A 13325-nucleotide genomic window follows, 5' to 3' on the forward strand; every position below is an offset into this window, starting at 1 on the left:
AAAGAGATTATTATGTTTTTAATTGATTCTCATTGTCATTTAGATAGTTTAGATTTGAAAAATAAAACCATTGAAGATGTCTTACAGCAAGCGATGAATAATGATGTTAAACATTGCTTAAGCGTGGCAACAACACTGTCTGGCTATGAAGCAATGAAACATCTACTTATGCCATTTAAAAATCAATGTTCCTTTTCATGTGGCATTCATCCTCTCAATCTAGAGGATGAAAAATATGACGCAAATCGCTTTCAACGCTTAGCTCAAGAAGATAATGTCGTCGCTTTAGGTGAGACAGGTCTTGATTACTATTATCAGCAAGACAATTTAGAACTACAACAAGAAAATTTTAAAGAACACATTCGGTTAGGTCGAAAACTCAATAAGCCTGTGATTGTTCATACACGTAATGCAAAACAAGACACATTAAGAATACTAAAAGAGGAACATGCCCATTCTGGTGTATTACACTGTTTCACAGAAGATATCGAGACAGCAAAGCAGCTATTGGATATTGGTTTTTACATCTCATTTTCAGGTATCATTACCTTCAAAAATGCCGAAGCGTTACGTGAAGTAGCAAAATATGTACCGCTCGACCGTATTTTAGTTGAAACAGATTCGCCTTATCTTGCTCCTGTCCCTTATCGAGGAAAAGAAAACCAACCAGCATATGTGCGAAAAGTCGCTTCTTATTTATCGGCATTAAAAGGTGTAAGTTTAGAAGTGATAGCCAAACAAACAACCGACAATTTTTGTCAATTATTCAACTTACAAGGGGTGTTAAATGAACAATAAATTGAATATTGATTGGGACGATTTTTTAACAAACTATTGGCAAAAAAAACCGGTGATATTACGTCAAGCATTCAGTCACTTTCTGGATCCCATCACCCCTGATGAACTTGCTGGATTGGCAATGGAAGAAGAGATCGAAAGCCGTATTGTGACCAACAAAAATGGTAAATGGGAGGCAAAATTTGGTCCTTTTGATGATTTTAGCCACTTAGGTGAGGAGCATTGGAGTTTATTAGTTCAAGCAGTTGATCACTGGCACGAACAAGCAGCAGCTTTAGTTCAACCATTTAAATGCATCCCACAATGGCAGTTTGAAGATCTCATGATTTCTTATGCTACGCAAGGCGCTGGCGTAGGTCCACATATCGATAATTACGATGTTTTTATTATTCAAGGTATGGGATGCCGACGTTGGCAAGTTGGCGATCGCAATTCTAATTATCGACAATTCAGTGCTCATAAAGCATTATTACATGTTGAAGATTATCATCCAATTATTGATGAACAGATCACTTCTGGCGATATTTTATATATTCCAATAGGTTTTCCGCATAATGGGATATCAATAGGTGAATCATTAAGTTATTCTGTTGGTTTTAGAACGCAAACTTCACAAGAAATGCTAAGTGGCTTTGCTGATTACATCATTGATAATTTACCAAAGGGTATTTTTTATCAAGATCCAAATTTAAAGTTACCTGAAGATCCCTACCGAGTACAACCGTATGAATTAACCAAATTACAAAATCAAATCATTGATTTAATCAAGACACCTGAGCTTTTTAATGATTGGTTTGGTAAACACATTACCTTACCGATGCACGAACTCAATATTGTTACTGTTGAACCGCCTTATGAATATGAGGAATTCAAATCAATTTTACAAACAGGTGCACAATTATCTCGTGTGCCTAGTATCCGAATTCTCAAAATTGGCGATTTTGGCTACATTCATGGTGAAAAAATAAATTTACCTATGTCCGTTATTGATATGCTTTGTCAAAACGAAATACTCGGTTATGAACATTTACAAAGTGAAGAAACACAACAAGTATTACTTAATTTTGTCAATAAAGGTTATTGGTATTTCATTGATGAATCATAACATCATTTATCCGCCGATAATAAAATCGGTGGATAAAACAACCTTTTTAAGCTTTAGACTTGGCTTTTTATAAGTTTTGAGTATATACTTGCCCCGCTTTAGAGTACCCTCCGTTTAATGGCATATTAAACATCACAAAATGTTAAATTTTAGCAAAAATCTATTTTCAATTACTAGAGGTATACATGAAAACTGAATCAAACTCAGTCAAGCAAGTTGAAAGTGAACAAATAACACTCTATCAAAAGAAAACACTTTTCGCATCGACTGTCGGTTATGCATTAGATGGCATGGATATGATGATTTTAGGTGTCTGTTTTAGCCTTATTTCGGTTACCTTTAATTTATCCAAAACCGATCTAGGAACGTTAACATCTGTAACCCTGCTTGGTGCGGTGTTAGGTGGCATTTTATTTGGCGTATTAGCGGATAAATATGGTCGAGTACGCGTCTTTTCATGGACTATATTAATCTTCTCTTTATTTACCGGATTATGTGCCATATCACCTAATTATGAATGCTTCTTGATTTTCCGCTTTTTAAGTGGTTTAGGTCTTGGTGGTGAATTTGGGATTGGTATGACCTTAGTATCAGAAAGTTGGCCAAAGAACAAGCGCTCACGAGCAACATCAATTGTTGCGTTAGGTTTTCAAGCAGGTATTATCCTTTCCACGTTAACCGTCAACTTTGTGGGTGAAGCTTATGGTTGGCGCTGGGCTTTTGCTGTTGGAGTGTTACCAGCCCTGTTTGTTGCTTGGACTCGAAAAGGTTTAAAAGAGCCCGAAATTTGGCAAAATTTAAAAGATCAAAATAAAAATGAAATTGCAATTGGTAAATTATTTAAAACACCAAAAACCACTGCAACCACGATTGGTTTAACTATTGCATGTGCTGTACAAAATTTTGGGTTTTATGGTTTGATGGTTTGGATGCCAAATATGATTGCTTCTGAACTAAAATTACCTTTTAAAGATACAGTGTATTGGACAATTTCAACCACCATTGGTATGTCATTAGGTATTTTAATTTTTGGTTGGCTTTGCGATAAATTTGGACGTCGCCCTTCTTATATTACCTTCCTTTTAATATCAGCAATTTCTATATGGTTCTATTTCCAACAAACGGATATGCTGATATTAATTATCTTTGGTTCAGCAATTGGCTTTTTTGTTAATGGGATGATGGGAGGATACGGAGCCTTACTGGCCGAACATTACCCAACCGATGCCCGTTCAAGTGCTGAAAATATTATTTTTAATGTAGGACGAGGAATTGCGGGTATATCGCAAGTTCTCATTGCTTATTTTGCTAATGTGTATTCAATTAGCTACGCACTAGCCCTATTATCAGCTACCTATCTATTGTCTGCTGCTGCTTTCGTATTTTTAATACCAGAAACGAAAGGTAAGGCTTTAGAATAAGATAATCAATCTAAACAGGGCTACTGCCCTGTTAAAACCCACAATATTGATAATCGTTTAAAATAAATAAACACCCATTTTAGTTAACATTACATGAATCAGGCGTTAATTTGATGCTAAATATTTTTTCGTTGTTAATATAATAATTATGGACAGCACCATTTGGAAAAGCATCTCGAAACTCTTTAATTTGCTGATTATCCGTGCAATAAATATTTTTCAAATTTTCGGTCGTCAATTTTTCTGTTTCAGACATGTGCAATTGGTTTTTAGATACTTTAATACTATATCGATAATTAATCGAATTATCATCTTTAAATACATCAACCAAAGTAGTGACTAAATCAACTTGATAAGGAAGAGATTTCTTCGCCTCACTAATGATCATATCTTGTGTTTGAGTAAGCTTTTCTTCTTCATTTTCTTTTGTTTTTTCACTGTTATCACAACCAAACAATCCTAAGCTTATAAAAACGCACGCTGTTATTTTTATAACTGTCATATTCATTCCTCAATGATTCATATTCCAATGCTATCAAATATTTTATTCATTATATTTAGGTAGATACAACATAGTTTTTATTCATTTCACTAAAAATCCTACGCGAAAAGCAACATATTATTATAGTACGGGTTAACTTCAATCAATAAACCATAACCAGCTAAAAATTGTTTTAAATTAGAAGGATCACAAAAAAACATCCCAATTTTTTAAAAAATGTTTACCTTATTGTACAAAACAGTGGCTAAAACTCAATCAGTATTGACGATAGGCTAAAAATAAAAATTGCACGCACTTTGTACCTTATTTAAAGACAAATTTAAATGGACTTTTACCTATAACGCATTGAAAAAATTATTTGCTTATCATAATGATTCGATTTTGAACAAAACAATGTCATTATCGTTACTAATTGAAATAAAAGGGCTTTAAAAGGCCCTTTTATTAACCATGATTAATATCTGAAAAATTACTTAGCATCACAATCACTAGGTTTTAAATCAAGGGTCAAAACTTTTTCCCCATTTAGGTAATAATTATGACTTGCACCATTTGGAAAGACTAATTTTATAGCATTCATCGTCGCATCCTTACTGCAATAAAGCGTACGCAAACTATTTAAAATATTTCTTTGATTGCCTTCTGTTTGTAACTCATCTTTCGTTATGCCTTTTAAATCATATTGATAACTAATAATATCGTTCATTTTTGTTACATCGACCAAAGTTGAATGTTGATCAACATCTAAAGGTAATTTTAAATTTATACCTTTTATTATGGCATCTTGAGCAAGGCTATAATTACCATCTTTTAGATTATTAAGTGCATCTTGAGTTGCAGATTTTGTTTGTTCATATAATTCTGATACTTTATCACTAACCTTTGAACTCGTTTGCGTAACTTGTTCTTTGATATTATCGGCTGTTGGTTTTGAATTATCACAATTTACTAAAAAAAATCCCATCATTGCCAAAGTTATTACTTTAAAAGTTCTCATTATTTTGCCCTTATTGGTTATAAGTTCCATAATAGTTACTATTAAAATTTTGCATAATAGTAGGTTAATTTAACATAAATGATTACTTATCTAACCAGTAAAAAGACTTTTTCAAGCCTTTTTACTGTAATCAATATTGATTAATTAATGTGCATACCACCTGTAACGCCATACGTTTCAGCTGTGGTATAACTAGACTCTTCAGAGGCTAAATGTACATATACTCCGGCAAGTTCAACCGGTTGTCCAGCACGTTGTAATGGTGTTTGTTTACCGAATTCAGGGATAACTTCACTCGGTTGGCCACCACAGATTTGTAATGGGGTCCAAACCGGTCCTGGTGCTACACAGTTGACACGAATGCCTTTGCTACTTAATTGGTTAGCTAAACCACGAGTAAAAGCAATAATGGCTGTTTTAGTTGCGGCATAGTCTAATAAATTGCCACTTGGTTGATAAGCTTGAACAGAGGAGGTGGTAATAATCGTTGAACCAGGTTTTAAATAACCTAAAGCAGCTTTAGTGACCCAGAAAAGTGAAAAAACATTAATTTCAAACGTTTTTTTAATTTGCTCTGTGGTAAGTTCCATAATATCTTCCACAGCGGTTTGCTTACCTGCAACGAGCGTTAAATTATCTAACCCCCCTAATTTTTGATGTGCTTGGTCAACTAATTTTTTACAAAACGCTTCATCACTTAAATCACCAGGAATTAATACCGCTTTACGACCAACGGCTTCAATAATTTTAGCAACATCTTCGGCATCTTTTTGTTCATAAGGAAGATAATTTATTGCCACATCGGCACCTTCTTTTGCATAAGCAATAGCGGCAGCCCGTCCAATACCTGAATCCCCCCCCGTCACTAACATTTTGCGACCTTCTAAACGACCATGACCTTGGTAAGTTTTTTCACCACAATCAGGAATCGGATCCATTTCACACTGTAGGGCTGGTGCTGCTTGTTTTTGTTTTGGGAATTTACCATGATGGTATTTAGTAAGAGGATTACAAATTTGTTTACTCATTATTTTCTCCTAAGTTAGCTATGCATTTGTACACAAATTCAATATAACTTAAATAAAATCAATTAGTAATTACAAAATCCTATTGTTAAGCCTATTTTATATCTTTAAAATAACCAATTAATTCAATAAATTATATTTAATGACTATAAAGTTTGAATATTTGTTTCTTAAAGCTTAATTGTGTTGCTTAATGTCATCCTCCTTCTATTTAACCAAATTAATAAAAAGAGGTAATGTATCATTAAAGGTGGCATTCCTTGATTGGCTTGGAGCGGTCACTGAAAGTAGTATTACCAAAGCCATGAGTGTTTCTTAATCTCGCACCTGACCCAGTTTAACAAATTAATTTTAACTAAGCTAGTTATAACAAATTTTGTATTCATAATTTGATTTAGGATAAACATGAATACGAGTAACTATTTTTACAACAATTAAAACGGCTTTAATCATGGGTTGTCGAGCTAGCTTCATTATTGATATTTGTATTTTCTTACTCAACCATAATTGCATACTTAATTGTCAACCCTATCCTTAAACAATGATAAAATGCGCATATCCATTAACTGGTCTGAGCAATCTATCAAATCTCTTTTTATACTGAAACGTATAGTTAACCTCAAACTTTTTTACAATTCATTTCTAACACGTTATAAAAACGAAAAAAAAAGTTGAATTTTTTTTTAAAACGAGTATTTTGTTTAGAATAAATTTTTTAAAATAACAAAAAAGTTAATCAATACCTATTATGAAATTTTCACTCAAAAACGTCCTTATCAACATTGTCAGCGTGGTCATTATTCCAACGCGGGGGCGTTTTTGAATCAAAAATATGTTTATACATAAAATCAAAAACCCCGCTCCAAATAGCGGGGTTTTTTTTATAACAATAATTGGGCAAAAAAGAACAAGTGAGGAATAAATGTTAGGAACACAGTGGATAGTAAAAACCTTAAAAGAAAAAGGCGTTACCACCGTTTTTGGATATCCTGGTGGACAAATTATGCCTCTTTATGATGCCTTGTATGATGGAGGTATTGAACATGTATTATGTCGCCATGAACAAGGTGCGGCGATGGCGGCAATTGGTTATGCTCGTTCAACAGGGAAAACGGGGGTATGCATTGCCACATCAGGTCCTGGTGCGACCAACATCATAACTGGGCTTGCTGATGCATTAATTGATTCTGTACCTATTGTTGCCATAACCGGTCAAGTGCCAACGAATCTAATTGGTACAGATGCTTTTCAAGAAGTTGATGTTTTAGGGTTATCCTTAGCTTGCACCAAACATAGCTATTTAATAAATGATGCGAAACAATTGCCCAATACATTAGAAGAGGCATTTAATTTAGCCAACTCCGGCAGGCCTGGACCAATTTTAATTGACGTTCCGAAAGATGTACAGCTTGCCAATTTAGATTATCAACAATATTTAACGACTTCTTCACTAAACAACACTCCTGATAAATCAACATTATTTACTGTCTCTCCTGAAGCAATAAAACTCGCCAAACAAATGATCGCTCAAGCCCAAAAGCCAATGCTTTATATTGGTGGTGGTGTTGGACTTTCAGGCGCCATATCAGAATTAAAAGATTTTATGTCATTGACTCACATTCCGAGTGTTTCAACTTTAAAAGGATTGGGCGTTGCTGATGCCAATAACCCTTATTATTTAGGTTTAATTGGTATGCATGGTGCTAAAGCGGCCAATTTAGCCGTACAAGAGTGTGATTTACTGATTGCATTAGGTGTACGATTTGATGACAGAGTTACAGGTAAACTGAATGAATTTGCCCGTCACGCAAAAGTGATCCATGTCGATATTGATCAAGCCGAAATTAACAAATTACGCCAAACACATTTAGGTTTACAGGCTGATATTAAGCAGGTTTTACCGTTACTTACTCAAACTGTATCAATCGAGGCATGGCATAAAAGAGTAAATGATTTAAAAGTACAACATCCAACTCGTTATGATCACCCAGGTGAAGCCATTTACGCACCAGCATTATTAAAAATCATTTCTGATCGTAAGTCAGCCAACACCATTATCACTACCGATGTGGGTCAACATCAAATGTGGACCGCTCAACATATGTGTTTTAATCATCCACAAAACTTTATTACCTCAAGTGGACTAGGTACGATGGGATTTGGTTTACCAGCAGCGATTGGGGCACAAATGGCTCGCCCCAACGATTGTGTAATCTGTATTTCAGGTGACGGGTCATTTATGATGAACGTACAAGAATTAACCACTATAAAGCGTAAAAAATTACCGATAAAAATAGTCTTAATTGATAATCAACGCTTAGGCATGGTTCGTCAATGGCAAGAACTCTTTTTTAACGAAAGATACAGTGAAACCAACTTATCGGATAACCCTGACTTTTTAATTTTAGCCAAAGCATTTGATATTCCTAGTGAAACAATCACAAAAAAATCTCAAATCAATGCTGCACTGAATAATATGTTTAATGCGTCTGGTGCATATTTATTGCACGTACGCATCGATGAACTAGAAAACGTATGGCCACTAGTACCACCTGGCGCTGCCAACGAAAATATGCTCGATAAAAGTTGCAAGGAGTAAGGGATGAATCAACAAATACAACACCAATTAACGATAAAGGCTTACGATAACTTGGGTACATTAGAACGTATTTTACGTGTTGTACGTCATCGCGGTGGGCACATTAAATCCATGCAAATGCAAACCATTGAAAATAATTTACTGATTTTGACACTCAGATTAACTATTGAAAGAGAACTTTCAATGTTACAAAATCAAGTTGCAAAATTAGCAGATGTGCTTTCAATTGAATGAAATCCTTACCGATAATTTATCGTTAAAACAAAAAGTTAAATTAAAATATGTCGATATTTTAGTTATTAAACAAACAACAAAGTATTGTATAATGTTTGACGTTTCATTGATAAAAGCATAAAGCAAGATACATGCTAAACAAAAGTAAAATTTAAGAGGAAAACAAAAAATGGGTACTACAGCAAAATCGGATTATATTTGGTTTAATGGGGAAATGGTTCCATGGGCAAATGCTAAAGTGCATGTAATGTCACATGTACTGCATTATGGGACATCTGTGTTTGAAGGTGTACGTTGCTATAATACACATAAAGGACCAGCGATATTTCGCCATAAAGAACATGCACAAAGATTATTAAACTCAGCCAAAATTTATCGTTTTCCTGTCCCTTATTCTCTTGAAGAAATTATGGAAGCTACCCGCCAAATAATCAAAAAGAATAATTTAGAAAGTGCATATATTCGTCCATTAGTTTTTATTGGCGATGTTGGCATGGGTGTTATTCCACCAGCAGGTTATAAAAGTGATGTCATGATTGCAGCATTTCCATGGGGTGCCTATCTTGGTGAAGATGCCTTAGAACAAGGTATTGATGCTATGGTATCATCATGGCATCGTTTTGCACCAAACACCATTCCAGCCGCAGCAAAAGCCGGTGGTAACTACTTATCATCACTGCTCATCGGTTCAGAAGCGCGCGCTAATGGCTTTCAGGAAGGCATTGCGTTAGACGTAAATGGTCAACTTTCTGAAGGTTCTGGCGAAAACTTATTTATCGTTAAAGATGGTATATTATTTACACCGGTACTATCATCCTCAGCGCTCCCAGGGATCACCCGCGATGCGATCATAACCCTTGCACGCGATCTAGGAATCGAAGTACGTGAACAAACACTGTCTCGTGAATCACTCTATTTAGCTGACGAAGTCTTTATGACAGGGACCGCAGCTGAAATTACTCCTGTTCGCAGTGTTGATCGTATTAAAATTGGTATTGGCCGCTGTGGTCCAATCACCAAACAAATTCAACAAACATTCTTTGGCTTATTCAATGGTGAAACTGAAGATAAATATGGTTGGTTAGATCCAGTTAAATAATCAAACAACTAAAGTCCGCCGGTTAGTTCGGTGGATCTTTTTTTAAACGACATTTACTTTTTCGCGTTATACAAAACAAAAACTGGATAGTATCGTAACTTGCATAATAAAAAACTTGGGAGCAAGAAATGCCTAAATATCGTTCAGCAACCTCCGTCGAAGGTCGGAATATGGCTGGAGCCCGTGCATTATGGCGTGCAACGGGCGTTAAAAATGAAGACTTTGGTAAACCCATCATTGCGGTGGTCAACTCATTTACACAATTTGTACCAGGTCATGTCCACTTAAAAGACATAGGACAACTGGTCGCCAAACAAATTGAAGCATCGGGCGGCATTGCCAAAGAATTTAACACTATTGCAGTAGATGACGGTATTGCTATGGGTCATGGCGGTATGCTCTACTCATTACCATCACGTGAATTAATTGCTGACTCTGTTGAGTATATGATCAATGCTCACTGTGCTGATGCTATGATTTGTATTTCAAATTGTGACAAGATCACCCCTGGTATGTTAATGGCATCGCTTCGTCTGAACATTCCAACAGTATTTGTATCGGGGGGACCAATGGAAGCAGGTAAAACAAAATTATCTGATCAGATCATCAAACTTGATCTGGTTGATGCCATGATTCAAAGTGCTAACCCAAATGTCAGTGATGCTGATAGCGAAGCCATTGAACAATCCGCTTGTCCAACCTGCGGTTCTTGCTCTGGCATGTTCACAGCCAATTCCATGAACTGTTTGACTGAGGCGTTAGGGCTATCACTTCCAGGCAACGGATCACTTGTTGCAACTCACAAACAACGTGAACAACTTTTTCTAAAGGCTGCTAAACGAATTGTTGAAATCACTAAGCGTTATTATGAACACGATGATGCCTCTTATCTGCCCCGCTCAATTGCCACCAAAGCAGCTTATGAAAATGCTATGTCATTAGATATTGCCATGGGCGGTTCAACCAACACCGTATTGCATTTACTCGCCACCGCACAAGAAGGTGAAATCGACTTTACCATGTCGGATATTGACAGATTATCACGTAAAGTGCCGCATTTATGTAAAGTTGCACCAAGTACCGCCAAATATCATATGGAAGATGTCCATCGAGCCGGTGGTGTTGTATCAATTATGTCTGAACTGGATAAAGCTGGATTGCTTAACCGTAATGTTCGTAACGTACTTGGTCTTACACTTCAAGAAACGTTCGAAAAATATGACATAACTCAAACTACAGACGAAGCAGTAAAAAAAATGTATCGCAGTGGACCTGCTGGCATTCGTACTACCCAAGCATTTTCACAGGATTGCTATTGGGATACGCTTGATGATGACCGCGAAAACGGCTGTATCCGCGATAAAGAACACGCTTATAGCCAAGATGGTGGACTAGCCACACTGTATGGAAATGTCGCTCAAGATGGCGCTATTGTTAAAACCGCCAGTGTCGCAGCCGAAAACTTAGTGTTCCGCGGACCAGCCAAAGTATTTGAGAGTCAAGAAGATGCGGTCGATGCAATCTTAAGTGGTAAAGTGATTGCTGGCGATGTTGTAGTGATTATTTACGAAGGTCCAAAAGGTGGTCCTGGTATGCAAGAAATGCTTTACCCTACCAGTTACTTAAAATCAATGGGACTTGGCAAAGCTTGCGCACTGATTACAGATGGTCGTTTTTCCGGTGGATCATCCGGTTTATCTATTGGGCATATCTCACCAGAGGCCGCCAATGGTGGCGTAATTGGACTCGTACGTGATGGTGATATTATTGACATTGACATTCCTAACCGTAAATTAGTTTTAGATGTACCGGATGATGAGCTTGAACGTCGACGCGTTGCAGAACTCACACGTGGCGATAAAGCCTATACACCACATAATCGAAACCGTTATGTGTCATATGCACTAAAAGCCTACGCCAGTTTAGCAACAAGCGCAGACAAAGGTGCAGTTCGTGATAAAAACAAATTAGGTGGCTAACTGTGAAACAAAAACATGACAAACTTACTGGTGCTGATTATTTAAAGGCAACCCTTTGTAGCGCTGTGTATGATGTGGCAGATGTCACACCTCTTGAAAAGATGGAAAAACTTTCGTCGAGAATAGAAAACCACATTTTTGTAAAACGCGAAGATAGACAATTAGTCCACAGTTTCAAAATCCGTGGCGCGCAAGCAATGATTGCCAGTCTGAGCGAAGATCAACGCAAATGCGGCGTAATTGCTGCATCTGCGGGTAATCATGCACAAGGTGTGGCTTTTTCAGCAACCAAATTAGGTATCAATTCACTGATTGTCATGCCGTTAACCACAGCAGACATTAAAGTTGAAGCAGTCAAAGGATTTGGTGGTGAAGTGCTCTTATATGGTGCTAATTTTGACGAAGCCAAAGCCAAAGCAATGCAACTTGCCAAGGAACAAAATCGCATTTTTATACCACCTTTTGATCATCCACAGGTAATTGCTGGGCAAGGCAGTATCGCTATGGAATTACTTCAGCAAAATGCTAAACTTGATCGCATTTTTGTGCCAGTTGGTGGTGGTGGGTTAGCCGCAGGCATTGCGGTATTAATCAAACAAATTATGCCATCAATCAAAGTGATTGCGGTAGAACCTGCTGATGCAGCCTGTTTAAAAGCAGCGCTTGATGCAGGTCATCCGGTTGATTTAACTCGCGTTGGATTGTTTGCTGAGGGTGTAGCGGTTAAACGCATTGGCGATGAAACATTTAGACTTTGCCAGCAATACATCGATGATATTGTCATCGTTAATAGCGACGAAATTTGCGCTGCGGTCAAAGATCTGTTTGATGACGTACGCGCTATTGCCGAGCCTTCGGGCGCCGTAGCACTAGCTGGGCTAAAAAAATATGTTGAACAACATAACATTCGTGGTGAAAACCTAGCACATATTTTGTCAGGTGCAAATTTAAACTTCCATAATTTGCGTTACGTTTCCGAACGTTGTGAACTTGGTGAAAAACGTGAAGCCTTATTAGCCGTCACTATTCCTGAAAAAAAAGGGAGTTTTTTAACTTTTTGTCAGTTATTAGGTGGACGTTCAGTAACGGAATTTAACTACCGTTATCATGACGACAAATCGGCCTGTATTTTTGTTGGTGTTAGAATATCTAAAAGCAGTGAAAAGGACGACATACTACAAGAATTAACGGCTGCCGGATATTCGATTGTTGATTTATCGGAAGACGAAATGGCAAAAGTGCATGTTCGCTATATGATTGGAGGTAAACCGTGTAAACCAATACAAGAACAAATGTATAGCTTCGAATTCCCTGAATTTCAAGGTGCATTACTTAAATTTTTACAAACATTAGGCACCAATTGGAATATCTCCATGTTCCACTACCGTAGCCATGGGACAGATTATGGTCGGGTACTTGCGGCATTTGAAATCACAAAAACAGCAACACAAGAATTTGACAAACATCTTACCAAATTAGGTTATGGTTTCCACAATGAAACGCAAAACCCATCATTAAAACTATTTTTAACACATCAGCATTAATGTGAATCATGGCTATTCATTT

Annotated in this window: 11 protein-coding genes; 8 read left to right on the forward strand and 3 right to left on the reverse strand. The window is 36.8% G+C overall.

Translation table 11 applies throughout. The features are described from left to right. Window positions 1–12 precede the first annotated feature (12 nt). The 3 genes from J4T76_RS01250 (at window position 13) to J4T76_RS01260 (ending at window position 3324) form a co-directional block, all read left to right on the forward strand. On the forward strand, window positions 13–798 hold the full coding sequence (locus J4T76_RS01250; protein WP_267341838.1) for a YchF/TatD family DNA exonuclease: 786 nt from the start codon (window positions 13–15) through the stop codon (window positions 796–798). Next, complete coding sequence (locus tag J4T76_RS01255) at window positions 788–1903, forward strand: ribosomal protein uL16 3-hydroxylase (protein ID WP_267356148.1); 1116 nt, start codon at window positions 788–790, stop codon at window positions 1901–1903. The genes J4T76_RS01250 and J4T76_RS01255 overlap by 11 nt, the downstream gene beginning before the upstream one ends. 185 nt (window positions 1904–2088) lie before the next feature. After that, window positions 2089–3324 (forward strand): MFS transporter, encoded by a 1236-nt coding sequence (locus tag J4T76_RS01260; protein ID WP_267356150.1) that lies wholly within the window; start codon window positions 2089–2091, stop codon window positions 3322–3324. 79 nt (window positions 3325–3403) lie between these two features. Here J4T76_RS01260 and J4T76_RS01265 read toward each other — a convergent pair whose 3' ends face one another. The 3 genes from J4T76_RS01265 to J4T76_RS01275 form a co-directional block, all read right to left on the reverse strand. Beyond that, window positions 3404–3826 carry a hypothetical protein gene (locus J4T76_RS01265; RefSeq protein ID WP_267341835.1) on the reverse strand — a complete coding sequence of 141 codons (423 nt, stop codon included), beginning with the start codon at window positions 3824–3826 and terminating at the stop codon, window positions 3404–3406. Between the two features lie 469 nt (window positions 3827–4295). Beyond that, window positions 4296–4823, reverse strand: a complete 528-nt coding sequence (locus J4T76_RS01270; protein WP_267341831.1) for a hypothetical protein — start codon at window positions 4821–4823, stop codon at window positions 4296–4298. A 140-nt stretch (window positions 4824–4963) separates the two neighbouring features. Then, window positions 4964–5851 (reverse strand): SDR family oxidoreductase, encoded by an 888-nt coding sequence (locus J4T76_RS01275; protein WP_267341829.1) that lies wholly within the window; start codon window positions 5849–5851, stop codon window positions 4964–4966. 919 nt (window positions 5852–6770) lie between these two features. Here J4T76_RS01275 and ilvG point away from each other — a divergent pair. From ilvG to ilvA, 5 genes are all read left to right on the forward strand, one after another. Then, window positions 6771–8447 carry an acetolactate synthase 2 catalytic subunit gene (gene ilvG / locus J4T76_RS01280; RefSeq protein WP_267341828.1) on the forward strand — a complete coding sequence of 559 codons (1677 nt, stop codon included), beginning with the start codon at window positions 6771–6773 and terminating at the stop codon, window positions 8445–8447. Between the two features lie 3 nt (window positions 8448–8450). Then, window positions 8451–8681, forward strand: a complete 231-nt coding sequence (ilvM, locus tag J4T76_RS01285) for an acetolactate synthase 2 small subunit (protein ID WP_267346176.1) — start codon at window positions 8451–8453, stop codon at window positions 8679–8681. A gap of 169 nt (window positions 8682–8850) precedes the next feature. Beyond that, a complete protein-coding gene (locus tag J4T76_RS01290; protein ID WP_267341825.1) occupies window positions 8851–9780 on the forward strand; it encodes a branched-chain amino acid transaminase in 930 nt (309 codons plus the stop codon). A gap of 128 nt (window positions 9781–9908) precedes the next feature. Next, window positions 9909–11759, forward strand: coding sequence for a dihydroxy-acid dehydratase (ilvD, locus tag J4T76_RS01295; protein ID WP_267341823.1), 1851 nt, complete (start codon window positions 9909–9911; stop codon window positions 11757–11759). A 2-nt stretch (window positions 11760–11761) separates the two neighbouring features. After that, a complete protein-coding gene (gene ilvA / locus J4T76_RS01300; protein WP_267356152.1) occupies window positions 11762–13303 on the forward strand; it encodes a threonine ammonia-lyase, biosynthetic in 1542 nt (513 codons plus the stop codon). Window positions 13304–13325 lie beyond the last annotated feature (22 nt).

The organism is Gilliamella sp. B3022 (assembly GCF_028751545.1).
Taxonomy (GTDB): Bacteria; Pseudomonadota; Gammaproteobacteria; order Enterobacterales; family Orbaceae; genus Gilliamella.

What these genes read in the sequence shown, in the direction of transcription:
- J4T76_RS01250 (WP_267341838.1), top strand. Translation starts at nt 13, where the DNA reads ATGTTTTTAATTGATTCTCATTGTCATTTAGATAGTTTAGATTTGAAA.
- J4T76_RS01255 (WP_267356148.1), top strand. Translation starts at nt 788, where the DNA reads ATGAACAATAAATTGAATATTGATTGGGACGATTTTTTAACAAACTAT.
- J4T76_RS01260 (WP_267356150.1), top strand. Translation starts at nt 2,089, where the DNA reads ATGAAAACTGAATCAAACTCAGTCAAGCAAGTTGAAAGTGAACAAATA.
- J4T76_RS01265 (WP_267341835.1), bottom strand. Translation starts at nt 3,826, where the DNA reads ATGACAGTTATAAAAATAACAGCGTGCGTTTTTATAAGCTTAGGATTG.
- J4T76_RS01270 (WP_267341831.1), bottom strand. Translation starts at nt 4,823, where the DNA reads ATGAGAACTTTTAAAGTAATAACTTTGGCAATGATGGGATTTTTTTTA.
- J4T76_RS01275 (WP_267341829.1), bottom strand. Translation starts at nt 5,851, where the DNA reads ATGAGTAAACAAATTTGTAATCCTCTTACTAAATACCATCATGGTAAA.
- ilvG (WP_267341828.1), top strand. Translation starts at nt 6,771, where the DNA reads ATGTTAGGAACACAGTGGATAGTAAAAACCTTAAAAGAAAAAGGCGTT.
- ilvM (WP_267346176.1), top strand. Translation starts at nt 8,451, where the DNA reads ATGAATCAACAAATACAACACCAATTAACGATAAAGGCTTACGATAAC.
- J4T76_RS01290 (WP_267341825.1), top strand. Translation starts at nt 8,851, where the DNA reads ATGGGTACTACAGCAAAATCGGATTATATTTGGTTTAATGGGGAAATG.
- ilvD (WP_267341823.1), top strand. Translation starts at nt 9,909, where the DNA reads ATGCCTAAATATCGTTCAGCAACCTCCGTCGAAGGTCGGAATATGGCT.